Annotated in this window: 20 protein-coding genes; 11 read left to right on the top strand and 9 right to left on the bottom strand. The window is 69.0% G+C overall.

Annotated elements, in window-relative coordinates; genetic code table 11:
- Nucleotides 1-25: 25 nt before the first annotated feature.
- A complete protein-coding gene (locus ACTWQD_RS05025) occupies nt 26-781 on the bottom strand; it encodes an amino acid ABC transporter ATP-binding protein (RefSeq protein ID WP_443195079.1) in 756 nt (251 codons plus the stop codon).
- Between the two features lie 204 nt (nt 782-985).
- Between ACTWQD_RS05025 and ACTWQD_RS05020 the strand changes: the two genes are divergently transcribed.
- The 4 genes from ACTWQD_RS05020 to ACTWQD_RS05005 all read left to right on the top strand — a co-directional run bounded on the left by ACTWQD_RS05020 (nt 986) and on the right by ACTWQD_RS05005 (nt 4,146).
- A complete protein-coding gene (locus ACTWQD_RS05020) occupies nt 986-1,921 on the top strand; it encodes a TIGR00730 family Rossman fold protein (RefSeq protein ID WP_443195078.1) in 936 nt (311 codons plus the stop codon).
- 43 nt (nt 1,922-1,964) lie between these two features.
- Nucleotides 1,965-2,333, top strand: a complete 369-nt coding sequence (locus tag ACTWQD_RS05015) for a DivIVA domain-containing protein (RefSeq protein ID WP_443195077.1) — start codon at nt 1,965-1,967, stop codon at nt 2,331-2,333.
- Nucleotides 2,323-3,735, top strand: coding sequence for a hypothetical protein (locus ACTWQD_RS05010; protein WP_443195076.1), 1,413 nt, complete (start codon nt 2,323-2,325; stop codon nt 3,733-3,735). Before ACTWQD_RS05015 ends, ACTWQD_RS05010 begins: the two co-directional genes overlap by 11 nt.
- 243 nt (nt 3,736-3,978) lie before the next feature.
- Nucleotides 3,979-4,146, top strand: a complete 168-nt coding sequence (locus tag ACTWQD_RS05005) for a DUF3117 domain-containing protein (RefSeq protein ID WP_443195526.1) — start codon at nt 3,979-3,981, stop codon at nt 4,144-4,146.
- 109 nt (nt 4,147-4,255) lie between these two features.
- Here ACTWQD_RS05005 and ACTWQD_RS05000 read toward each other — a convergent pair whose 3' ends face one another.
- Nucleotides 4,256-4,888 (bottom strand): O-methyltransferase, encoded by a 633-nt coding sequence (locus ACTWQD_RS05000; RefSeq protein WP_443195075.1) that lies wholly within the window; start codon nt 4,886-4,888, stop codon nt 4,256-4,258.
- A 338-nt stretch (nt 4,889-5,226) separates the two neighbouring features.
- Here ACTWQD_RS05000 and sigE point away from each other — a divergent pair, with 338 nt between their 5' ends.
- The 3 genes from sigE (at nt 5,227) to ACTWQD_RS04985 (ending at nt 7,421) form a co-directional block, all read left to right on the top strand.
- On the top strand, nt 5,227-5,862 hold the full coding sequence (gene sigE / locus ACTWQD_RS04995; RefSeq protein ID WP_443195074.1) for an RNA polymerase sigma factor SigE: 636 nt from the start codon (nt 5,227-5,229) through the stop codon (nt 5,860-5,862).
- 23 nt (nt 5,863-5,885) lie between these two features.
- The gene (locus ACTWQD_RS04990) at nt 5,886-6,941 is read left to right on the top strand and encodes a hypothetical protein (RefSeq protein WP_443195073.1); all 1,056 of its coding nucleotides are present in this window, start codon (nt 5,886-5,888) and stop codon (nt 6,939-6,941) included.
- Between the two features lie 81 nt (nt 6,942-7,022).
- Nucleotides 7,023-7,421 (top strand): Sec-independent protein translocase TatB, encoded by a 399-nt coding sequence (locus ACTWQD_RS04985; RefSeq protein ID WP_443195072.1) that lies wholly within the window; start codon nt 7,023-7,025, stop codon nt 7,419-7,421.
- 17 nt (nt 7,422-7,438) lie between these two features.
- Here the strand turns inward: ACTWQD_RS04985 and ACTWQD_RS04980 are convergent, their stop codons facing one another.
- The 3 genes from ACTWQD_RS04980 to ACTWQD_RS04970 are packed head-to-tail and all read right to left on the bottom strand — an operon-like array spanning nt 7,439 to nt 10,669.
- Nucleotides 7,439-8,620 carry an Mrp/NBP35 family ATP-binding protein gene (locus ACTWQD_RS04980; protein ID WP_443195071.1) on the bottom strand — a complete coding sequence of 394 codons (1,182 nt, stop codon included), beginning with the start codon at nt 8,618-8,620 and terminating at the stop codon, nt 7,439-7,441.
- Nucleotides 8,621-8,631: 11 nt separating this feature from the next.
- Nucleotides 8,632-9,393: a DUF1003 domain-containing protein gene (locus ACTWQD_RS04975; protein WP_443195070.1), complete on the bottom strand. Its 762-nt coding sequence runs from the start codon at nt 9,391-9,393 to the stop codon at nt 8,632-8,634.
- Entirely contained in the window at nt 9,386-10,669 is a 1,284-nt protein-coding gene (locus ACTWQD_RS04970) for a magnesium transporter MgtE N-terminal domain-containing protein (RefSeq protein WP_066440376.1), read from the bottom strand. The genes ACTWQD_RS04975 and ACTWQD_RS04970 overlap by 8 nt, the downstream gene beginning before the upstream one ends.
- Before the next feature lie 77 nt (nt 10,670-10,746).
- Between ACTWQD_RS04970 and ACTWQD_RS04965 the strand changes: the two genes are divergently transcribed.
- A complete protein-coding gene (locus tag ACTWQD_RS04965) occupies nt 10,747-11,616 on the top strand; it encodes a general stress protein (RefSeq protein WP_443195069.1) in 870 nt (289 codons plus the stop codon).
- A 102-nt stretch (nt 11,617-11,718) separates the two neighbouring features.
- Here ACTWQD_RS04965 and ACTWQD_RS04960 read toward each other — a convergent pair whose 3' ends face one another.
- Nucleotides 11,719-13,302: an aminopeptidase P family protein gene (locus tag ACTWQD_RS04960; protein ID WP_443195068.1), complete on the bottom strand. Its 1,584-nt coding sequence runs from the start codon at nt 13,300-13,302 to the stop codon at nt 11,719-11,721.
- A gap of 63 nt (nt 13,303-13,365) precedes the next feature.
- Between ACTWQD_RS04960 and ACTWQD_RS04955 the strand changes: the two genes are divergently transcribed.
- A complete protein-coding gene (locus ACTWQD_RS04955) occupies nt 13,366-14,769 on the top strand; it encodes a DUF2254 domain-containing protein (protein WP_443195067.1) in 1,404 nt (467 codons plus the stop codon).
- 9 nt (nt 14,770-14,778) lie between these two features.
- The gene (locus ACTWQD_RS04950) at nt 14,779-15,624 is read left to right on the top strand and encodes a PHP domain-containing protein (RefSeq protein WP_443195066.1); all 846 of its coding nucleotides are present in this window, start codon (nt 14,779-14,781) and stop codon (nt 15,622-15,624) included.
- 78 nt (nt 15,625-15,702) lie between these two features.
- Here ACTWQD_RS04950 and ACTWQD_RS04945 read toward each other — a convergent pair whose 3' ends face one another.
- From ACTWQD_RS04945 to ACTWQD_RS04935, 3 genes are all read right to left on the bottom strand, one after another.
- The gene (locus ACTWQD_RS04945; RefSeq protein WP_443195065.1) at nt 15,703-16,572 is read right to left on the bottom strand and encodes a DNA-methyltransferase; all 870 of its coding nucleotides are present in this window, start codon (nt 16,570-16,572) and stop codon (nt 15,703-15,705) included.
- An 8-nt stretch (nt 16,573-16,580) separates the two neighbouring features.
- Nucleotides 16,581-18,359 carry a DEAD/DEAH box helicase gene (locus tag ACTWQD_RS04940; protein ID WP_443195064.1) on the bottom strand — a complete coding sequence of 593 codons (1,779 nt, stop codon included), beginning with the start codon at nt 18,357-18,359 and terminating at the stop codon, nt 16,581-16,583.
- 301 nt (nt 18,360-18,660) lie between these two features.
- The gene (locus ACTWQD_RS04935) at nt 18,661-20,208 is read right to left on the bottom strand and encodes an RNB domain-containing ribonuclease (protein WP_443195063.1); all 1,548 of its coding nucleotides are present in this window, start codon (nt 20,206-20,208) and stop codon (nt 18,661-18,663) included.
- Between the two features lie 41 nt (nt 20,209-20,249).
- On the opposite strand from ACTWQD_RS04935, the gene ACTWQD_RS04930 reads away from it, so the two are divergent.
- Nucleotides 20,250-20,921, top strand: coding sequence for a ferritin-like fold-containing protein (locus ACTWQD_RS04930; protein ID WP_443195062.1), 672 nt, complete (start codon nt 20,250-20,252; stop codon nt 20,919-20,921).
- Nucleotides 20,922-20,943: the final 22 nt, after the last annotated feature.

The following is a 20,943-nucleotide window of genomic DNA, read 5'->3' as shown; positions in this document are numbered from 1 at the left end:
CCAGGGTGCGAACTCGTAGCGGAAATCAGTGGGTCAGCAGCTTTGAAAGGAAATCCTTGGCGCGGCTGCTCTTGGGGTTGGTGAAGAACTCCTCGGGAGTGGCGTCCTCCACGATCTGGCCGTCGGCCATAAACACGACGCGGTCCGCGGCCTTGCGGGCAAACCCCATCTCGTGGGTGACCACGATCATGGTCATACCCTCCTTGGCCAGCTGGATCATGACGTCGAGGACCTCGTTGATCATTTCCGGGTCCAGGGCGGAGGTGGGCTCGTCGAAAAGCATCACCTTCGGCTTCATGGCCAGGGCGCGGGCAATGGCCACACGCTGCTGCTGGCCGCCGGAGAGCTGCGCCGGCAGCTTGGGCGCCTGGTGCCCGACGCCGACGCGTTCCAGCAGCGCCATGGCCTCCTTGTCGGCCTCGGCCTTGGAGATGCCCTTGACCTTGATCGGCCCGAGGGTGACGTTCTCGAGGATCGTTTTGTGGGCGAAGAGGTTGAACGACTGGAACACCATGCCGACGTCGGCCCGCAGCTTGGCGAGTTCCTTGCCCTCGGCGGGAAGCTCCCTGCCGTCGATCTTGATGACGCCGTCGTCGATGGTCTCGAGACGGTTGATGGCCCGGCAAAGTGTCGACTTGCCGGAACCCGACGGTCCGATGACAACAACAACCTCGCCCTTGCGGACATTGAGGTTGATGTCCTTCAGGACGTGCAGCTGGCCGTAATGCTTATTGACGGCGTTCAGGGAGACGAGCGCGTCGCCGGGCACTTGAGTAGTCATAAGAAGAATCTAGCGAACATTACGGCGTTATGACCGCAATCACTCCGACTTCCTATAGATCGTGATTCAAGAGATACCTGCAGGTCAGGCACCGCCGGGCAGGTCCGGCCGGGCTGTGGGGCCGCCCGCGGGATCCGGCACGGGGACCGCGCGCCGGTGCCTCCCGGGACGGGCGCGGCCGGACATCCGCGTTACCCTGTGGGCATGAGTACCGATCCGCAGGACCAGAAAATCCCGGCGCCAGCCGGAAAGAGCGCCGGAAACCGGGCAGGAAAGGCCGACAGGCAGGAAAGTGGGCAGGCCGGCACGCAGGCCGCCGGTCCCGCCGGTGAAACCCGGGACACGCCGCCCGCGGCCGGCATACGGCATAAGGGGCCGCTGGAACTGCGCCGCAAAGCCGCCAAGGTCACCATGTCGGACCGGACGCTGCTGGACACCAAAGGCCCGGGGCAGTTTGTCCACACGGACCCGTGGCGCGTGCTGAGGATCCAGAGCGAGTTCGTGGAAGGGTTCGGCGCCCTGGCGGACCTGGGCCCGGCCGTCAGTGTCTTCGGATCGGCCCGGACCGTTCCCGGCAGCCTGAACTATGAACTCGCCGTCGAGGTGGGCCGCCAGCTGGCCGAAGCCGGGCTGGCGGTCATCACCGGCGGAGGCCCAGGTTCGATGGAGGCCGCCAACAAGGGTGCTGTGCAGGGCAACGGGGTGTCCGTGGGCCTCGGCATCGAACTGCCGTTCGAGCAGGGGATGAACCAGTGGGTGGACCTGGGCATCAACTTCCGCTACTTCTTCGCCCGCAAAACCATGTTCGTGAAGTACGCCCAGGGGTTCATTGTGCTGCCGGGTGGCCTGGGAACGCTGGACGAACTGTTCGAGGCGATGGTCCTCGTCCAGACCCGCAAGGTGACCTCCTTCCCGATCGTCCTGGTCGGCACAGCGTTCTGGAGCCCGATGGTGGAGTGGATCCAGACCACGCTGGTGGCCGAGGGCATGATGTCCGAGGAGGACCTGGACCTGCTGCAGGTGGTGGACGATCCTGCGCTCGCCGTGGAGCTGGTGGTCGAGGGCGCCGCCCGGCACCGGAATCCCAACGGCAGCACCACCGGCAACGGGACAGGGCCCGCCGGCGGCACGCGGGGCTGACGCGCCACCTGCCGGACCCGCCGCCGTCTGGCACCATGGGGGAGTGAGTTTCTTCCTGGTGTTCCTGGCGATCGCGCTGGTCGGCGCCGCGTTCCTCCTCGGCGCCGGCAGGGCGTCCGGTCTCTTCCGCGGCCGCCGTCCCAGGGACGACGGCGGCCAGCGTGCCCTCGATGACGGCTTCGACCAGCCGGTGGCCAACCTCCCGCCCGTCCTGCTGCCGGCTGACGTGGAACCGTCCGACGTCGACCGCCTCCGTTTCGCCGTGGGCCTGCGGGGATACCGCATGGACCAGGTGGACCAGGTGCTGGACGAACTGCGGGACCAGCTGGCCGCCAGAGACCGTAAGATCGCAGACCTCGGCACCGAACTGGGCCGCCTGCGCCACGAGCCGGGGCGCTCCCATGGGCGGTGACCACCCGGCCGGAACCCGGCACAACCCTGCGCCGGAGGCCGCACCCCGGCACCACCCTGCGCCGGAGGCGGCGGAGAGCCCCGGCACCCGGGAACCCCGTTCCGCAGCCTGGTCCTGGGCCGCACGGGCAGGCGACCGGGCGGCCCGCTGGCCCTGGTGGGTCCAGGTCAGCGTCCTCTACATCGCCGCCCGCCTGGTCAGCGCCTGCATTTTTATGGCCGCAGCCCTGCACCAGGGCGTCAACCCGTGGTTTCCGGCCAAGCCGGACTACTGGTCCTTCGTCAACATCTGGGACGCCCGCTGGTACGGCGAGATCCTCCAGAACGGCTACCCCGAGGTCCTCCCGACCGACGGCGCGGGCACGGTGCAGGAGAACGCCTGGGCGTTCTACGCGCTGTTTCCGTTCCTGGGGCGGGCGCTCGCCGGTCTGACCGGAATGCACCCGGCGTTCAGCATGACGCTCATCGCCATGGTGGCGGGGCTCGGCGCGGCGCTGGCCATCTACAGCCTCTTCCGGCGGCGGGCCCGGCACGGCACTGCGCTCTGGGCAACCGTGTTCGTCGCCACCTTCCCGGTCTCGCCGGTGCTGCAGGTGCCCTACGCCGAATCTCTGAACCTTCTCCTGCTGGCCGCCGCCCTGCTGCTGGTGGTGGAACGCCGGTACCTGTGGGCCATGCCCGTGGTGGTCCTGATGTGCCTGTCCCGGCCCACCGGCGTTCCCTTCGCGGCCATGGTGGGGCTGCTGCTCCTCTACCGCCTGTGGCAGGGCCGTCCCGCCGCCCTGCCAACCCCTTCAGGAACGGAACCGTCGGGGACGCAGCCGGCAGGGACGGAGCCGGCAGGGACGGAACCAGGAGAGCCAGGGCACGCAGCAGCAGCGCCCCACACCCGTTCGCAGCTGTGGTCGCTGGCCGGGCTGACGGCGGTCAGCGGCCTGGCCGCCCTCATGTGGCCGGCAATCGCGTGGGCCGTCACCGGGGACATCCGCGCGTACACCAAGACCGAAACCGTGTGGCGCGGCCACGACCTGGTGCCGTTCAAACCGTGGTTCGACACCGGCATCCTGCTCTTCGGCCCGGTGCTGGGCGTCGTGGCGCCCTTCGTGTTCGCTGCGCTGTTCGCCCTGTTCATGATGTGCCGTCCCGTGCGGGCGCTGGGCACGGAACTCCGCCTGTGGTGCGTCTGCTACATGGGCTACCTGCTGCTCTTCCTGCACCCCCAGACAAGCACGTTCCGCATGCTGCTGCCGCTCTTCCCGCTGGCCCTCAGCGCCGCCCTGATCTCGCGCTCCCGCGCGTACCGCGGCACGGTGGTGGTGATGTTCGTGCTTCTGCAGATCGTCTGGATCGTCTGGCTCTGGGCCTGGGCTCCGTTGCCCGGCGGAGGCGACTATCCGCCGTGACGCACAGCACCTTTTCCGCCTCCCGGATCAGCACCGGCGGGGTCATGAGGCGGCGCGTCGAAAAGTCCAACGATTAGCTACCGCCGCGTTGTTACGCGATAATAGGAGCTAAGCAAGGACAAGAAGCAAACTGAGTATAAGGCCCTGATGGCTTCCATCACGGCCGCCGGGCGGCTTGATTGGCTTAGCGGACCAGCCCGGCCGGGCTGGTGTGTCACTGGACTAATGGAGGGGATATTCCTTATGGCGGCTATGAAACCACGCACCGGCGACGGCCCGATGGAAGTGACCAAGGAGGGGCGCAGCCTGATCATGCGTGTCCCGCTCGAAGGCGGCGGGCGGCTCGTGGTCGAACTCAACTCTGCCGAAGCTTCCAACTTGAAGGAATGCCTCGTCGGCGCCACTGAATAGCTTTACTGCACTCTTTGACGAAGAGGGGGTCCGCAGCCGGATGGCTGCGGACCCCCTCTTTGCGTTTCAGGCCCCCTCTTTGCGTGTCAGGACCGCTGAGTGCGGGGTGCTACTTCTTCACGGCCACCAGCAGGCCGTCGCCGGTGGGCAGCATGGCCGAGGCCAGGCGGTCGTCTTCGCGGATGGCCTTGCCCACCTGGCGAAGGACCACCGTGGTGGCGGCACGGGCGGCCGGATTGGCGACCCGGTCCTGGTCCAGGGCGTCATTGACGATCAGCAGGCCGCCGGACTTGAGCAGGCGGATGGCCTGTTCCACGTAGCCGGGGTAGTTGGGCTTGTCGGCGTCGATGAAGACCAGGTCATAGGCGCCGTCCGTCAGCCGGGGAAGGACGTCCCGGGCGCGGCCGGAGATGGTCCGCGTGCGGTTCGCCGGGCTGCCGGCTTCCTGGTAGGCCTCGCGTGCGGCCTTCAGGTGCTCGACGTCGACGTCGATGGTGGTCAATACGGCCTGCGGTCCCAGGCCGCGCAGGATGCAGACGCCGGAGACCCCCGCGCCCGTCCCGATCTCCACCGCGGTCTGCGCCTTGGACGCCGCGGCCAGCACGGTCAGGACCGCACCGACGCCGGGGCCCACGGGGGTAACGCCCAGTTCGAAGGACCGTTCGCGCGCGTGCAGCAGGACCTCATCCTCGGCAGGCAGATCTTCTGCGTAGGACCAGCTCGTGGACTTATCGGCGCTCATGGACTTCGCTTTCTGGGCGGCAGGGGGATTGTTCCTCCCAGCGTACTGTGTCCGGTGCAGCCCGGCCGGGAGGCGCCCCTGCCGCGGACGTGATGGCCCTCACTCCTGCGTGAGCCGGGCCGGGCCCCGCCCCGCCCCGCGGCCGGGCCGGGCCGCGGCGCCGGGCACCGGTTCCGCCGTGGGCGGAAGGGCCCGGGACGTCAGCAAATTCCCAGCTTGTTTTGAAATGATGGATATCCGCTCATCCGCGTGGTGATCGGCGTCGAATAAAGGATGCAGGCGCTTGCAGCCGCAAGCACCGTCCACGGCGTAGGCACCATCCACGAGGGGAGCGGACAATGTCGGTACTGGCAGATGTCCCTGTAACTGAAGAGACCCGGCCCGCGGCAGATGCCGAATGGGTCCGTCCCACCTGGGAGGAAGTGGTCACCAACCACTCCGCGAAGGTGTACCGCCTCGCGTACCGGCTCACCGGCAACAAGTACGACGCCGAAGACCTCACCCAGGAAGTGTTCGTCCGCGTCTTCCGTTCGCTCGATAACTTCAAGCCCGGCACGCTCGACGGGTGGCTGCACCGGATCACCACCAACCTCTTCCTCGACCAGGCCCGGCGCAAGAACCGGATCCGCTTTGACGCCCTCGCCGAGGACGCCGAATCCCGCCTGCCCGGCCGCGAGCCGGGACCGGAGCAAAGCTTCGAGTTCAACAACCTGGATGTCGACGTGCAAGCCGCTCTCGAGGAGCTTCCCCCGGACTTCCGCGCCGCCGTGGTGCTCTGCGACCTCGAAGGCCTGTCCTACGACGAGGTGGCCGTCGCCCTGGGCATCAAGCTGGGCACCGTGCGCTCCAGGATCCACCGCGGCCGGACCATGCTGCGGGAGAAACTGGCCCACCGCGACCCGCGGCCGCAGGAGTCCGCCAAGTCGTCGCTGAAACCGCGCCTGAAGATGCCGCGCATCGCCGGCCTGCTCTGACCCCAGAGATACCCCACCACATCATGGGTTTTCTGCAACGGCTGGTCCGGGGCCCCCACGACGGGCAGCCCCGGCACGTGGAGTCCTGCGCGCAGTGCCGGCTGCGGCAGCACCGGGCGCGCCAGTACCTGGAGCGGCTCCGCCGCGCCGAGGTTCCCCGCGCCAGCGATGACCTGACGGCGCGCCTGCTGGCCCGCACGGAAGAACTGGCCCGCACGGAAGATCTGGCTGGTGCCGGGCAGCCGTCGCCGTACCGTCCCGTGTCCGTTCCGGCCGCACGCCGGCGCCGCCCGGCGCTGCGGGCCGCGGCGCTGGCGGCGGGCGGTGCGGCCGCAGCTACCGCCCTGCTGGGCGGGTCCGCCTACCTGATGGGCGGGGATCCCGCACCGCAGGCCGGCGGCGCTGGGTCCCCGGTGTTTCTGCAACGCGACCTGTCGGCCTCGTCCCCGGCGGCCGTCGACGCTGGCCCCGGCGCGCCGGCGGGCTGGAGCCTCACCGGCGAACCGGACTTCACCCCGGAGGGTGCACTGACCGCGGCGCAGCTCGCCACCTTGCGCTCCGAGGGGTGGACGTGCCCCGAGTTCCGCGAACTCGGCTACCATCTGGTCTGGGCCCGCGGCGGAGTGCTGTCCGGTGCCGACATCGTGGAGCTCCGCCTCACCGACGGACGGAATTTCGCCACCATCGTCGAACAGCACCCCGACGAACGGCAAAATGGTGCCCAGCAGCTGGCTCCCGTGAACGTGCTCACGGGCCGCTCCGCGGCTGCGGACGGCTTCACCGCCGCGCCGGCCGGGACGGGTCCCCGCGGCGGGACCCTGTGGGTGAACCACCGGGCCCCCTTCGCCGCCATCTACCAGGCCGACGGCGCCACCTTCACCTTAGTCTCGGACCAGCCCGTGGAGCTGGCCGACGACGGTGTGGCCGCGCTGGTGCGGGCCGGCGGCGGACCCTCTCCTGGCACAGCCGCCCCGGCCGACGGAGCCGGAGCAGCCGCGGACGGCTCCAGTACCGGCGCGGATTTCACCGTGCGGCTGGAGCGCGGGCTGGGCAGGATTCTGGAGCTGCTGGCGCCTTGAGCGGGAGGTCCTTCCCACGGCGCGCGTCGTGCGCCGCGGCCGAATCGTCCCAGTCCCGGTTGAGAGGGTAATCTTCCTACAGTGCTTGGAATCAATGGACCGGAGTTTTTACTTCTGCTGATCATCGGCCTTCTGGTGATTGGTCCCAGCAGGCTGCCCGAATACACCCAGAAACTGGCCAACATCGTCAAGGAAGTCCGGCGGATGGCGTCGGGGGCGCGGGAACAGATCAAGGAAGAAGTCGGCATCGACATCGATGACGTCGACTGGAAGAAGTACGATCCGCGGCAGTACGATCCGCGCAGGATCATCAAGGAAGCGCTGCTGGAGGACGACACCAAGCCCGTCAGCGCCGGCGCCCCGGCCGCTGCGGCCACCGTGGTCGCGGCCTCCGCTGCGGCAGCCGACCGCCGGCCGGTCCGGGTGGCGGAGCGGCTCCCCGAAGGCGAAGATGCTCCCTTCGACTCCGAGGCCACCTAAAGGGCCCGCATCACGCCTTAGCGCGGCTGCAGGCCCAGCGGCTTTCCGCTGAGCCCGCGCGGGACCGCCGCGAGCTTGCCGGCAACTTCCAGGAGGGCGGCCGCTGACGGCGTGTCCGGACGCCCCAGCACCAGGGGCACCCCGGTGTCCCCGCCTTCGCGGAGCAGGATGTCCAGCGGGATCTGGCCCAGCAGAGGCACGTCGGTACCCACTGTTGCGGACAGCCGTTCGGCGAGCACGGCGCCGCCGCCGCTGCCGAACAGCTCCATCCGGCCGCCGTCGGGCATCTCCAGGTACGACATGTTTTCCACGACGCCTGCGACGCTCTGGCCGGTCTGGGTGGCGATGGCGCCCGCTCGCTCGGCAACGTCGGCGGCGGCGGCCTGGGGCGTGGTCACTACGAGGATCTGCGCCTGCGGCAGGAGCTGCGCCACGGAAATCGCGATGTCCCCGGTACCGGGCGGGAGATCCAGGAAGAGGGCGTCGAGGTCCCCGAAGTACACGTCGGTGAGGAACTGCTCCAGGGCGCGGTGCAGCATGGGGCCGCGCCAGGCGACCGGCTGGTTGCCGGTGACAAACATGCCGATGGAAATGACTTTGACGCCGTAGGCGACGGGCGGCAGGATCATGTCGTCCACGCGGGTGGGGGCCTGGGTGATGCCCATCAGCGCCGGGACGGAGAAGCCGTACACGTCGGCGTCGACGATCCCCACCCGGAGGCCCTGGGCAGCCAGCGCGCAGGCGAGGTTCACCGTCACGGAGGACTTGCCCACACCGCCCTTGCCGCTGGCGACGGCGTAGACCTTCGTCAGGGAACCCGGCTCGTTGAACGGGATCCCGCGCTGCCCGCCGGGGCCGCGGAGCTGTTCCTTGAGCGCGTCGCGCTGCTCCTGGGTCATGACCTTCAGTTCGACGTCGACGCCCGTGACCCCGGGAACGGCGGACAGCGCGGCCTCGCAGTCGGCGGTGATGGTGCCGCGCAGGGGGCACCCGGCGATGGTGAGGAGCACCGTGACCCGCACCCGGCCGCCGTCGGAGACTTCCACCGCGTCCACCATGCCCAGTTCGGTGATCGGCCGGCGGAGCTCGGGGTCGATGACGGCGGCGAGGGCGGCCCGGGCCGCCTTCTCCACGGCGGAGGCAGGGGGAGTGTCCTGCGTGTTGGTTCCCTGGAAACTGCTGTCCTGGGTGGGGTTCATGCGGTGGATACTCAGCTCTCGGGGGAAGCGGGGTTCTGGGGGCCGCCGGCGGTGTCCGGCTGCAGGGTGTCCGGCGGGGTGTCGGCGCGCTTGCCGGCCCTGGGCCCGGTGCCGTCGGCCCTGACCCGGGGGATCTGCTGGGTCCGGGGGCTGCGCTGCTTGTCCCGGCGGTCCTTCTTGTCCTTGACTTTGTCCCGCGGCGACTCGTGCACGCCCGCCGAGGGATCATGGGTGCGGAGTTCCTCCTGCGCCTCCAGCATATCCTCGAGCAGGCTGCGCAGCTCGGCCCGGACGTAGTCGCGGGTGGCCACTTCGCGTAGGGCAATCCGCAGCGAGGCAAGTTCACGCGTGAGGTACTCGGTGTCGGAGAGGTTGCGTTCCGCGCGCTGGCGGTCCTGCTCCAGGGAGACGCGGTCGCGGTCGTCCTGCCGGTTCTGCGCCAGGAGCAGCAGCGGCGCGGCGTAGGAGGCCTGCAGCGACAGCATGAGGGTCAGCAAAGTGAATCCGAGCGCCCGGGAATCAAACTGCCACGCCTCCGGGGCGAAGGTGTTCCACGCCAGCCAGACGACGACGAACACCGTCATGTAGACCAGGAACTGCGGCGTGCCCATGAAGCGGGCGAAGCCTTCCGTGGACTGGCCGAAAGCGTCCGGGTTGGGCGAAAACTTCGGCAGGATCCGCTGGCGGCCGCTCAGGGGGGTGTCGAGGCCACCCTTGGCCGGCTTGCCGCCCTGCCGCGGGAGGGGCTTCCGGGGTGCGCTGTTATCAGCCAATGCGGCCTCCAAGCTTCCTTATCGGGGCATCGTCCTCGTGGGCCCGCCAGTCATCCGGCAGCAGATGGTCCAGCACATCGTCAACAGTCACCGCCCCCACAAGCCGACCGTCGCTGTTGACGACGGGGAGCGAGTTGAGGTTGTAGGTGGCCAGCGTGCGGGCCACCTCGCTGATGTGGGCCTGGTCCGATACCGGCTCCAGCGTCTTGTCCACCAGGTTTCCCAGCGGTTCCGGCGGCGGGAAGCGCAGCAGCTGCTGGATGTGGACCACGCCGAGGAACCGGCCCGTCGGGGTCTCGAGGGGAGGCCGGGCAATGAAGATCGATGAGGCGAGGGCGGGGGAGAGCTCCTCGCGGCGCACGTGGGCCAGGGCTTCGGCGACCGTGGCTTCCGGCGGGAGGATGACCGGGACCGGGGTCATCAGGCCGCCGGCGGTGTCCTCGTCGTATTCGAGGAGCCGGCGGACGTCCTCGGCGCCTTCGGGTTCCATCAGCTGGAGGAGTTCCTCGGCCTGGTCGCTGGGGAGTTCCGCGAGGAGGTCGGCGGCGTCGTCCGGGTCCATTTCCTCAAGCACGTCCGCGGCGCGGTTGACGTCGAGGGCGGAGAGGATCTCTACCTGGTCGCCTTCGGGCATCTCCTGCAGCACGTCGGCCAGCCGTTCGTCCTGGAGCTCGCTGGCGACCTCGAACCGGCGCTTGTCGCTCATCTCCTGCAGTGCTTCGGCGAAGTCGGCGGGCTTGAGGTCCTCGTGCGTGGCCACGAACTGGGTGGCGGCCTGCGGCTCGGTGCGGGCCCCCTGCCGGGCGTCGGCCCAGTCAATGATGAGGGTCTCGTTGCGGCGCAGCCTGCTCAGCGGGGACAGGGAGTGGCCGCGGCGGACGAAGAGCTTGCTGACAAACCAGTCGCCGGAGCGGTGCTTGTCCATCGCGATGTCCTCGATGGTGGCGTCCCCGCTGCCGTCGGCCAGCGTGACCCGCCGGTCGAACATCTCGGCCACCACCAGGGTCTCGGCCCCGCGCTGTTCGAAGCGGCGCAGGTTCACCAGGCCGGTGCAGATGATCTGGGTCTGGTCGATCGAGGTGATCCGGGTCATCGGCACGAAGACCCTTTTCTTCCCGGGGACCTCGACCACGATGCCCACCACGTGCGGGGCGCCGCGGGTGCCGCGGGAGAGCACAACAACATCGCGCAGCCGGCCCAGCCGGTCACCGAGCGGGTCGAAGACGTCGAGTCCGAGCAGGCGCGCGACAAACACCCGCGAAACATTTGTGCTCACCTGTACAGGCTACCGAGTCCGCTCTCTTTTAGCTGAATTTACAGCCGGTGCCCAGCAGGATAGGTAAGAATAGGCGTATGTCAAACATTTTTGGTGCTCCCAGGGCTGGTGCCCCCAATGGCCAGGACGAGGCCCGCAGTGTTCCCAAGGGGGACACGGTTGGGTCCTACAACTCCTACCTGGATGCCCAGAAGGCGGTGGACTACCTCGCGGACCAGCAGTTCCCGGTGCAGATGGTTTCCATCGTCGGCAACGACCTGAAGATGGTGGAGCGGGTCACCGGCCGGCTCACCTACCCCCGGGTGGCCCTCTCAGGGGCGCTGAGCGGGATGTGGTTCGGCCTGTTCGTCGGCATCATGCTGTCCTTCTTCGCCACCACGCCGGGCTACTTCTCGATCGTGACTTCCGTGCTCATGGGCGCGGCGTTCTTTATGCTGTTCGGCATCGTCACGTACGCCATGCAGAAGGGCAAGCGCGACTTCACCTCCACGAGCCAGGTGGTGGCCACCAACTACGACGTTGTGGTGTCCTTCGAAGCGGCCAATGAGGCGCGCCGGCTGCTCCACCAGCTGCCCATGACGCAGCATGACGCCTCGGCGCCGGGCGGATACCCCCAGCGCGACTACCAGCACCAGCCGTACCAGCCCGGCCAGGGCCAGGGCCCGCAGCAGGGACATGCCCCGCAGCGCCCCGCGGCCTGGAACGACCCCTACGGCCAGCGGACCCCCACGGCCGGACAGCAGCCCGGCGACCAGCCGGCACAGGGCCAGCCTGCTGCGCCGTCCTCCCAGCCGCCCGCCGGTGCCGAGCAGGCCCCGGAAGAGCCCGCCAAGCCCTCCGGTTTCGCCTACCCGGACCTTCCGGACGGCCGCCCGCAGTACGGTGTCCGCATCACCGATGCGCCCAAGCAGCAGCCCGGCCAGGACGGCTCGGGCTCGCCGCAGTAACCGGCCGCCTTTTCGCGGAATAAAAGAAGGCCTCCGACCCGGTCATGACCGGGACGGAGGCCTTCTTTCATGTGTGCGGCGGAAACGGGCGCCGGCGCGGGGTTACGGCGTGGTGCTGTCCGCCTCCTGGTAGATGCCCGCCATCCAGGACTCGACGTCGTCGGCCTTGCGGGGCAGGGCCGCGCTGAGGTTGACCGGACCTTCGGCGGTCATGAGGACGTCGTCCTCGATGCGGACTCCGATGCCGCGGTATTCCGCGGGGATGGCGAGGTCCTCGTCCTTGAAGTACAGGCCCGGTTCGATGGTGAAGACCATGCCGGGGGTGAGTACACCGTCGAGGTACAGCTCGCGCTTGGCCTGGGCGCAGTCGTGCACGTCGAGGCCCAGGTGGTGGCTGGTGCCGTGCGGCATCCAGCGGCGGTGCTGCTGGCCGTCGGCGCTGATGGCTTCCTCCACGGACACCGGCAGCAGCCCCCAGTCGGCGAGGCGCTCGGCCAGCACGGTGGTCGCCGCGGTGTGGATGTCGCGGAACCTGGTGCCGGGCTGCGCGGCCGCAAAGCCGGCGTCGGCGGCGTCGAGGACGGCCTCATAGACCTTGCGCTGGACCTCGGAGAAGGTGCCGTTGGCCGGCAGGGTGCGGGTGATGTCCGCGGTGTACAGCGAGTCCGCTTCGACGCCGGCGTCCAGCAGGAGCAGCTCGCCGGCGTTGACCTTGCCGGTGTTGCGGGTCCAGTGCAGCACCGTGGCGTTGTTGCCGGAGGCCGCGATGGTGTCGTAGCCGAGTTCGTTGCCCTCCTCCCGGGCGCGGGCGAAGAACGCGCCTTCGACGACGCGCTCGCCGCGCTGGTGGGTGAGTGCCCGCGGCAGGACCTTGACCACCTCGGTGAACCCCTGCACGGTGGCGGCGACGGCGGCCTTCATCTGCTCGATTTCCCACTCGTCCTTGATCAGGCGCAGTTCGGAGAGGGCTTCGGAGAGCTTCTCGTCCAGGGCGTCGAGGACGCCCAGGTCCAGGTTCTCCGGGTCTTTGGCCGTGTTGTAGCGGGCGGTGTCCACGAGGGCGTCGATGTTCTCGTCCACCTTCCGCACCAGGCGGATGGAGATGCCGCCGATTTCGGGGGCACCGACGTTCTTGGTGATGCCGAGCTCGAGTTCGCTGATGTCGGCGGTGTCCAGCCCGAGGCGGGCCTTGAACTCGGCCAGGGTGGGGCGGGCACCGATCCAGAACTCACCGGAGCGGGAGTCGGCATAGAACTGTTCGGTGTCGCGGCCGGCCAGCGGGCGGAAGTACAGCGTGGCGTGATGGTTGCCGCCGTCGTCGCCCTTGCCCTCCTCCACGGGTTCGAGGATAAGCACCGCGTCCGGCTCGTGGTCCAGGCCCAGGCCCGTGAGGTGCGCGAAGCCGGAGTACGGGCGGAAACGGTAGTCGCAGTCGTTGGACCGGACCTTCAGGGGGCCGGCGGGAATGACCAGGCGTTCGCCTTTGAACTGCTCTGAAATGGCGCGACGGCGGGTGGCCGCGTGGCCGGCGACGGCGTCGCGTTCCGGCAGCTGCTCCCGGGACGGAGCCCAGTTGCTGGCCATAAACGCCTTGAAGGCCTCGGAACTGGGCCGCTGTGAGCGGTTGTTGACGCGCTCGTCGAGGGGCTGGGAAGCGGAGACTGGGGTGTTATCTGCATCGTTCACGCATCCATAGTCTCACCAGCGCAGCGGCTGAGGCCAACAGGGGCTGCGCTTAGACTCGACGGCATGGCGCATGATTCCAGGACCCCGTCCGTTCCGCCGGTGCGAACCCAAAAGCTCCGGGCCGCGGTCAGCTCCCGGCTGTGGCCGATCCCGGTTTTCGCGGTGGCGGCCGCCGTGGCGCTTGGGGTGGTGCTGCCGGCGCTGGACCAGGCGTATGACGAGCGTTTTCCCGAAGTCCTGCAGGTGTATCTCTTCAGCGGCGGTGCGTCGGCGGCCCGGTCGGTGCTGGAAGCCATCTCCGGGTCACTGATTACCGTCACGTCCCTGACCTTTTCCCTCACGGTGGTCACCCTGCAACTGGCCAGCAGCCAGTTCTCGCCGCGGCTGCTCCGCACCTTCACCAGCGACCGCTTCGTCCACTGGACCCTTGCCCTCTTCCTGGGGACCTTCTCGTACTCACTCACCGTCCTGCGGAGCGTCCGGAGCGGCACCGACGGCGGGACGGAGTTCGTCCCGGACATCGCGGTGACGGTTGCATTCCTCCTGGCCATCGCCAGCGTCATAGGCCTGGTTCTCTTCCTGGCCCACCTGACCCGCGAAATCCGGGTGGAGACCATGATGCGCAATGTCCACACCGAGACGGCCGCGACGATTGAGCGCGTACTGGCCCGGAAGCCGTCCCCGGACACGGACGCAGCAGCCGCGGCGGGCAGCCTGTCCGGTCCGGAGGCCCTGGCCGCGCCGGACGGCCAGCCGGTCGAGGCGGCGACGTCGGGCTTTTTGACCCTGATCGACGAGCCGGGGCTGGCAGCAGTGGCCCGGGACGCGGGCGCCGTGGTCCGGATCAACGCGTGTATGGGGGATTCGGTCATAGCAGGGGTCCCGTTCGCCACCGTCTGGGCCGGCGCCGGACGGTTCACCGCCGCTGAACTCGAGGACCTCAGCCGGCGGATCGGCGGCACGGTGACGGTGGGATTCGAACGCACGAACGACCAGGATCCCGCCTTCGGGTTTAGGCAACTGGCCGACGTCGGGGCGCGGGCCCTCTCGCCCGGCACCAACGACCCCACGACGGCGGTGCACGTCATAGGCCACCTGTCCAGCCTGCTGTGCGACCTGGTGGAACGGGACCTCGGCGACCGCACCGTGCAGGACAGCGACGGCAGCGTCCGCGCCGTCCTCGCCGGGCCGGGGTTCGGACATTTCCTGTCCACTGCGGTTTCGCAGATCCGCCACTACGGGATGCAGGACGTGCAGGTGGCCCTGCGCCTGCTGGCCCTGTTCGAGGAAGTCAGCTGGTGTGACCGGTCCGGCGCCCAGCGCCACGTCCTGCAGGCGGGGCTCGCCGAGCTCCGCGAGGGCATCGGGCAGCACCACTACACCAGCGCCGAAAAGCAGACGCTGATGGAACGGTACCAGCGGGCGCAGGCCGCGGTGACCGCACAGCGCGGCCGGCCGATCTACTAGGCTGGTGGGGTGAGGATCGACCTGCATGCCCACTCGAATGTTTCTGACGGCACCCAGCCACCCGGCGCGGTGGTGGCCTCGGCCGCGGAGGCGGGGCTCGACGTCGTCGCCCTGACCGACCATGACTCCACTGACGGCTGGGCCGAGGCAGCCGACGCCGCCCGCGCCCACGGCGTGGCCCTGGTTCCCGGCATGGAGATCTCCTGCCGGACCTCGGAGGGCATCAGCGTCCACCTCCTGAGTTATCTGCACGATCCGGCGCACGCCGGGCTGCTGGAGGAAATCACCAAGGCCAAGGACGCCCGCTTCACCCGCGCCGAACGGATGGTCAGCCTGCTCGCCGAGGACTACCCGCTGAGCTGGGACGATGTCATCCATCACGTGGCTCCTGGGGCAACCCTGGGCCGGCCGCACATCGCCGATGCCTTGGTGGCCGCGGGCGTGGTGGCGGACCGCACCGAGGCGTTCGAGTCCATCCTCACCTCACGCTCGCGCTACTTCGTGCAGCACTACGCGCCGGACCCGGCCCACGCCGTCGCACTGGTCCGCGCCGCCGGCGGGGTCCCGGTGTTCGCACATCCGGTGGCGTCCTCCCGCGGACGGATCGTGGGGGAGGACACCTACCGGGACATGATCGACGCCGGCCTGGCCGGCCTGGAAATCTACCACCGGGACAACCCCGAGGAGGGCCGGGCGTTCCTGCGCAGGCTCGCGGACCGGCACGGGCTCCTGGTCACGGGCTCCTCCGACTACCACGGGGCCGGGAAGCCGAACCTGCTGGGCGAGAACCTGACCTCGCCCGAGGTGTTCGCCCGGATCGAGGAACAGGGAACCGGGACCGCCGTCGTCCGCTGACCTGAACCCGCCCTTTGAGCTATCAGACGCGGTCCCTATCCGGCCGGAATAGGCACCACAGGTGATGGGGCAACGCGGCTAAGTGGGGAACACGGTGAAGTCGGCGTGCCGGGCGAGGCGCTTGGCCATCACATCGATCGCGGGCTGGTTCTGGTCCACGCAGACAAACTTCCGGTCGAGCTTCGCGGCGACGGCGCCGAGCGTGCCCGAGCCGGCGAAGAAGTCCAGGCACCAGTCGCCGGGGCGGCTGGAGGCCGCCACCACGCGGCGGATCAGCCCTTCGGGTTTTTGCGTCGGGTAGCCCGTCTTCTCCTTCCCGGTGGGGGAGACGATGGTGTGCCACCAGACGTCGGTGGGCAGCTTCCCCAGCTCGCGTTTGGCCGGGGTCACCAGGCCGGGCGCCATGTACGGTTCCCGGTCCACTTCGGCGCTGTCGAAGTGGTACTTCGCGGGGTTTTTGACGTACACGAGGATGTTGTCGTGCTTGGTGGGCCAGCGGTACTTGGCGCGGGCCCCGTAGTCGTAGGCCCAGATGATCTCGTTCAGAAAGCATTCGCGGCCGAAGATGGCGTCCAGCATGACCTTGGCGTAGTGCACCTCGCGGTAGTCCAGGTGCAGGTACAGGGTGCCGTCGTCGGCCAGCAGCCGCCAGGCCTCGACCAGCCGCGGCTCCAGGAAGGACCAGTAGTCGCTGAACGCGTCGTCGTACTTGTGCAGGGCGCCCTTGATCGTGTCGTAGGACCGCCCCTTGAACCCGACCCGGTCACCGACGCCGCCGGCGTTGAGCACCATTCTGGTTTCCTGGCGCTTCTGGACGCGGCCGGTGTTGAAGGGCGGGTCCACGTATATCAGTGTGAAGGCGCCGTCCGGCAGCGTCGGGAGGTACTCCGCGTTGTCAGCGTGTACCACCAGATTGCTGCCGTCCGGCGCCCAGACGGTCTCAGCCATGCAGGGGCTTAGGCCTCGGTGCTGTTTGCCGGAGCCCCGGCCTGCGCCTCGCCGGCCACCACTTCGCCGTTGCGGCGGCGGGTGCGGGTGCGGCGGCGGGCGCGGGTGGCGCGGTCAACCTCGGTCGGCGCGCTCGCGGCGGACCGGGCCGGAGCCTCGGCGGCGGGGCCGGTGGCGGCTTCCGCCTCGGCCGGACGGCGACGGCGGTCGCCGGAGCGCGCGCTGTCCTTGCTGCCGCCGCTGCGGCGGGATTCACGGCCGCCGTCGCGGGTTGCGCCGCCCCGCGAGTTAGCGTCCCGCGAGCCGCTGTCCCGTGAGCCGCTGTCCCGTGAGCCGCTGCGGCTTCCGTCGCGGCCGCTATCGCGTCCGCCAGTGCGGCTGCTGTCGCGGCCGCCGGTGTTCTTCTTGCCGGTCTCGCCCAGGTCCTCAAGGACCTCGGCGTCGACGCCGGCCAGGACGCGCTTGTCGCGCGGCAGACGGCCCTTGGTGCCTGCGGGGATGTCGAGGTCCTCGAAGAGGTGCGGTGAGGAGGAGTAGGTTTCCACCGGTTCGGGGACGCTCAGGCCCAGGGCCTTGTTGATCAGGCCCCAGCGGGGCATGTCGTCCCAGTCGACGAAGGTGACGGCGGTGCCCTTGTTGCCGGCGCGGCCGGTGCGGCCGACGCGGTGCAGGTAGATCTTCTCGTCCTCAACGCACTGGTAGTTGATGACGTGCGTGACGTCGTCGACGTCGATGCCGCGGGCGGCGACGTCGGTGGCCACGAGGACGTCCACCTTGTTGTTGCGGAAGGCGCGGAGGGCCTGCTCGCGGGCGCCCTGGCCGAGGTCGCCGTGGATGGCGGCGGCGGCAAAGCCGCGGTCCACGAGTTCCTCGGCAACCTTTGCGGCTGTGCGCTTGGTCTTGGTGAAGATGATGGTGCGGCCGCGGCCGCGGGCCTGCAGGATGCGGGCGACGACCTCCACCTTGTCCATGCTGTGGGCACGGTAGATGAGCTGGCGGATGTCGCGCTTGGTGAGGCCCTCGTCATCCGGGTCGGCGGCGCGGATGTGGGTGGGCTGGGTCATGTAGCGCCGGGCCATGGCGATGACCGGGCCGGGCATGGTGGCGGAGAACAGCAGCGTCTGGCGGACGGGCGGCGTGCCGGCGATGAGGGTCTCGACGTCGGGCAGGAACCCCAGGTCCAGCATTTCGTCGGCCTCGTCCAGGATGACCATCTTGACGTTCTTCAGCACCAGGTGCTTCTGCTTGTAGAGGTCGATCAGGCGGCCGGGCGTGCCGACAACCACCTCGACGCCCTGCTGCAGCGCCTCGATCTGGGGCTCGTAGGCGCGGCCGCCATAGATGGTGGTGATGCGGGCGTTGCGCTTGCGGGCGGCGTTCTGCAAATCGCTGGCAACCTGGACGGCCAGCTCGCGGGTGGGCACGATCACCAGGGCCTGCGGGGCGCCCGGGGCGGGGAGCTTTTCGTATCCGGTGTCGTCCCGGCCGATCACGCGCTGCAGTGCCGGAATGCCGAAGCCGAGGGTCTTGCCCGTGCCGGTCTTCGCCTGGCCGATGATGTCGTGGCCGCCCAGGGCGACGGGCAGGGTCATGGCCTGGATCGGGAAGGGGTGGGTGATGCCGGCGTCCGCGAGGGACTCCACAATGTCCGCGCGGACGTTGTAGTCGGCGAAGGTCTTCTCGGCGATCTCGTGCGGCTTTTCGTCCGAGATGATGGTCTCTTCCGGCTCGATCGATTCCGTTCCGGATTCGTCGGTCAGAAGCTGGTGCGTGTGCAATTCACTCAACTGGGAGTTTCCTTATTCATTTTGGGCTGCGCTGCTTGCTCAACGGGGCCGGCCAAGTGGCCGTTCCGGAGCACGCTCGGGCGCGCAGGCAAATCCAGTGGAAGCCGATCGCGGGCTATCTAAATGCTGGCACTGGGGACCAGCGGGTCTGACTCAAGATCGCGTAGGGGCGGGCTTGTTGAATTCGAAAATCAAGGAAATCAACGACCGGGCATCCATATCTACCCTTCCAGTCTAGCCGTATGCGGCAAGGATCCCCGACTGCCGCAGGCGGCGGCGCGCGGGAAACACCATCCGGGGCCTAACCCACCAGCTCCAGCCGGACCTCCCGGGTGGCGATGTCGGCGGACACAATCCGCACCCGGACCTGGGTTCCGGGCTCCAGTTCCCCGGGGCAGCGGGCCGTCACCGCAGGCTCGGCGATCTGCACGATCCCGGAGGGGCCGTTGCCGTTGCCGGGTTTGGTGCTGCCGCCGTTCCCGTTCCTGCCGTTGGCGCCCTTCCCGTCGGCGCTTTTCCCGTCGCCGTTCTTCCCGTCGGCGCTTTTCCCGTTCCGGGCGTTCTTGGAACCGGAAATGACGACGGCGTCGAACTCCTGGCCAATGTGGTTGACCAGCAGCGCCGCCTCCACGGTATCCAGGGAGAGGCGTTCCAGCTTCGCGGCCAGCTGGTCCGAGGCCGCCATAATCGAGGGCAGGGAGGGCAGGGCCTCCCGGGCCCACGCCGGAACGGCCGTGCCGTTGCTGAGTGCCTCGCAGATCACCAGCACAAAGCGGTCCACCAGCCGGCGCAGCGGGGCCGTGGAATGGGCGTATGCGGCGCCGATGGCGGCCTGGACGGCGGCCTCCGGAACCGTTCCGTCGAACGGTGTGTAGCCTGCGCCGCGGAACAGCATGCCGGCCGAGTGCACGATCGCAAGCTGCTGCGGGTCGGTGGGGTCGAGGGTGCGCAGGTACTCCCCGTAGCTGACTTCGCCGTCCCAGGGTTTGCCCAGGGCGTGCGTCTGGCGGTGGAAGTGCGCCAGCGAGGCGGCGTCCGGGGCCGGCATGGTGCGCAGGATGCCGACTTTGCCGGCCAGCATGATTCCGGCGGCCGCCATCCCCGTCATCAGCGAAATCTGCGCGTTCCAGTCCTCGACCGGCAGGGCCGGGGCAGCGACAATCCGGTAGCCGCCGTCGGGCAGCTGCTCGATTTCCTGTTCCGGCATGTTCAGGCTGGCGCCCCCTCGGAGCCGCTCCAGCTCAACCCGCTTCATCCCGACTTCCCGAAGCAGTTGCAGCACCGGCGCGGCGGTGCCGGCGTCAAGGTCCGCCTGCACCCCGGCGTAGCTGAGCTTCGCCCGGCTGCGGACCGTGGCCCGGCGGACCTGCACCGCAGCGACCTCGGCGTCGGCATCCAGTTCGAACTCCCACACAAACGCGGCACACGGCTGGCCGGCCAGCAGGCTGCCGGCTTCTTCGCTGATGACTTCAGGGTGCAGCGGGATCCGGCCGTCCGGGGTGTAAATGGTTTGGCCGCGGCGGCGGGTCTCGGCGTCGAGGGCCCCGCCGGGGGCCACGAAGGAGGGGACGTCGGCGATCGCGTAGAAGACCTTGTAGCCCTCGCCGGAGCGGTCGATGAAGAGGGCCTGGTCCAGGTCGGTGGAGGACGCCGGATCGATGGTGACGAACTCGATATGGGTGAAATCCAGCTCCGGCAGCCGGTGGTTGGCCACGGCCTCTTTAGCCTCCCGCAGCACATCCTCGGGAAACGGCCCCGGCAGCTCAAGCGTTGTCCGGAGCGCGCCCAGCGCCTCCGCCAGCTGGTTTTTTTGCCGGTGGACGCTCGGGGTCAGGCGATGATGGGACACGAAAATCAGATTAGCTCCATTTGCGCCATTAGTCTTGGAAGATGACCACCTCCCAGGCTGATCCCGCCCGCTACAACAGCTTCCTGAAGGATCTGCTGGGCGTGATGGCCTATGGCGAACTGTCCGCCTTCGAACGGCTCTCCTCCGATGCCCGGTATTCGCCGTCCCTGCACGACCGCGCAGTGCTGGGCCGGTTGGCGGTGATTGAATTCCAGCACTACGAACTGGTGAGCGCCCGGCTCGACGCCATAGGACTCGATGCGGAGGCCGCCATGGTGCCGTTCCAGCCGTCCGTGGACCACTTCCACGAACGCACCCGCCCCGCGGACTGGTACGAATCCCTGATGAAGGCCTACGTGATCGACACGGTCTCCGCCGACTTCTACCGCGCCATTTCGCGGCACGTCGACGCCGAGACCCGGGCGCTGGTGGAGCACATCCAGGCCGACGAGGAGGCCACGGCCGTACTCCGGGAGCGGCTCAAGGCGGCCCTTGCCGATGACCCGCGGCTGGCGTCACGGTTGGCGCTGTGGGCCAGGCGCCTGCTCGGTGAGGCCCTGACCCAGGCCCAGCGGGTGAGCGTCGAGCACGGGTTTGTCGGCGGCCTGGCCGGCGCCGATGAGGACAGCGCCGCGGAGCTGTCCCGCGTGCTCATGGCGGAGCTGGCGGCCAACCACTCCCGCCGGATGACGCAGCTGGGCCTGACCGGCTGAGCCGGCCCGGCTGGCCTGACGG

The organism is Pseudarthrobacter sp. 1C304 (assembly GCF_052245515.1).
Lineage (GTDB): Bacteria > Actinomycetota > Actinomycetes > Actinomycetales > Micrococcaceae > Arthrobacter.
The sequence above is the reverse complement of the archived record's forward strand: the minus strand, read 5'-3'. Positions and strand labels throughout refer to the sequence as shown.

What these genes read in the sequence shown, in the direction of transcription:
- ACTWQD_RS04930 (WP_443195062.1), top strand. Translation starts at nt 20,250, where the DNA reads ATGACCACCTCCCAGGCTGATCCCGCCCGCTACAACAGCTTCCTGAAG.
- ACTWQD_RS05005 (WP_443195526.1), top strand. Translation starts at nt 3,979, where the DNA reads ATGGCGGCTATGAAACCACGCACCGGCGACGGCCCGATGGAAGTGACC.
- sigE (WP_443195074.1), top strand. Translation starts at nt 5,227, where the DNA reads ATGTCGGTACTGGCAGATGTCCCTGTAACTGAAGAGACCCGGCCCGCG.
- ACTWQD_RS04945 (WP_443195065.1), bottom strand. Translation starts at nt 16,572, where the DNA reads ATGGCTGAGACCGTCTGGGCGCCGGACGGCAGCAATCTGGTGGTACAC.
- ACTWQD_RS04980 (WP_443195071.1), bottom strand. Translation starts at nt 8,620, where the DNA reads ATGAACCCCACCCAGGACAGCAGTTTCCAGGGAACCAACACGCAGGAC.
- ACTWQD_RS05020 (WP_443195078.1), top strand. Translation starts at nt 986, where the DNA reads ATGAGTACCGATCCGCAGGACCAGAAAATCCCGGCGCCAGCCGGAAAG.
- ACTWQD_RS04955 (WP_443195067.1), top strand. Translation starts at nt 13,366, where the DNA reads ATGGCGCATGATTCCAGGACCCCGTCCGTTCCGCCGGTGCGAACCCAA.
- ACTWQD_RS05000 (WP_443195075.1), bottom strand. Translation starts at nt 4,888, where the DNA reads ATGAGCGCCGATAAGTCCACGAGCTGGTCCTACGCAGAAGATCTGCCT.
- ACTWQD_RS05025 (WP_443195079.1), bottom strand. Translation starts at nt 781, where the DNA reads ATGACTACTCAAGTGCCCGGCGACGCGCTCGTCTCCCTGAACGCCGTC.
- ACTWQD_RS04990 (WP_443195073.1), top strand. Translation starts at nt 5,886, where the DNA reads ATGGGTTTTCTGCAACGGCTGGTCCGGGGCCCCCACGACGGGCAGCCC.
- ACTWQD_RS04965 (WP_443195069.1), top strand. Translation starts at nt 10,747, where the DNA reads ATGTCAAACATTTTTGGTGCTCCCAGGGCTGGTGCCCCCAATGGCCAG.
- ACTWQD_RS05010 (WP_443195076.1), top strand. Translation starts at nt 2,323, where the DNA reads ATGGGCGGTGACCACCCGGCCGGAACCCGGCACAACCCTGCGCCGGAG.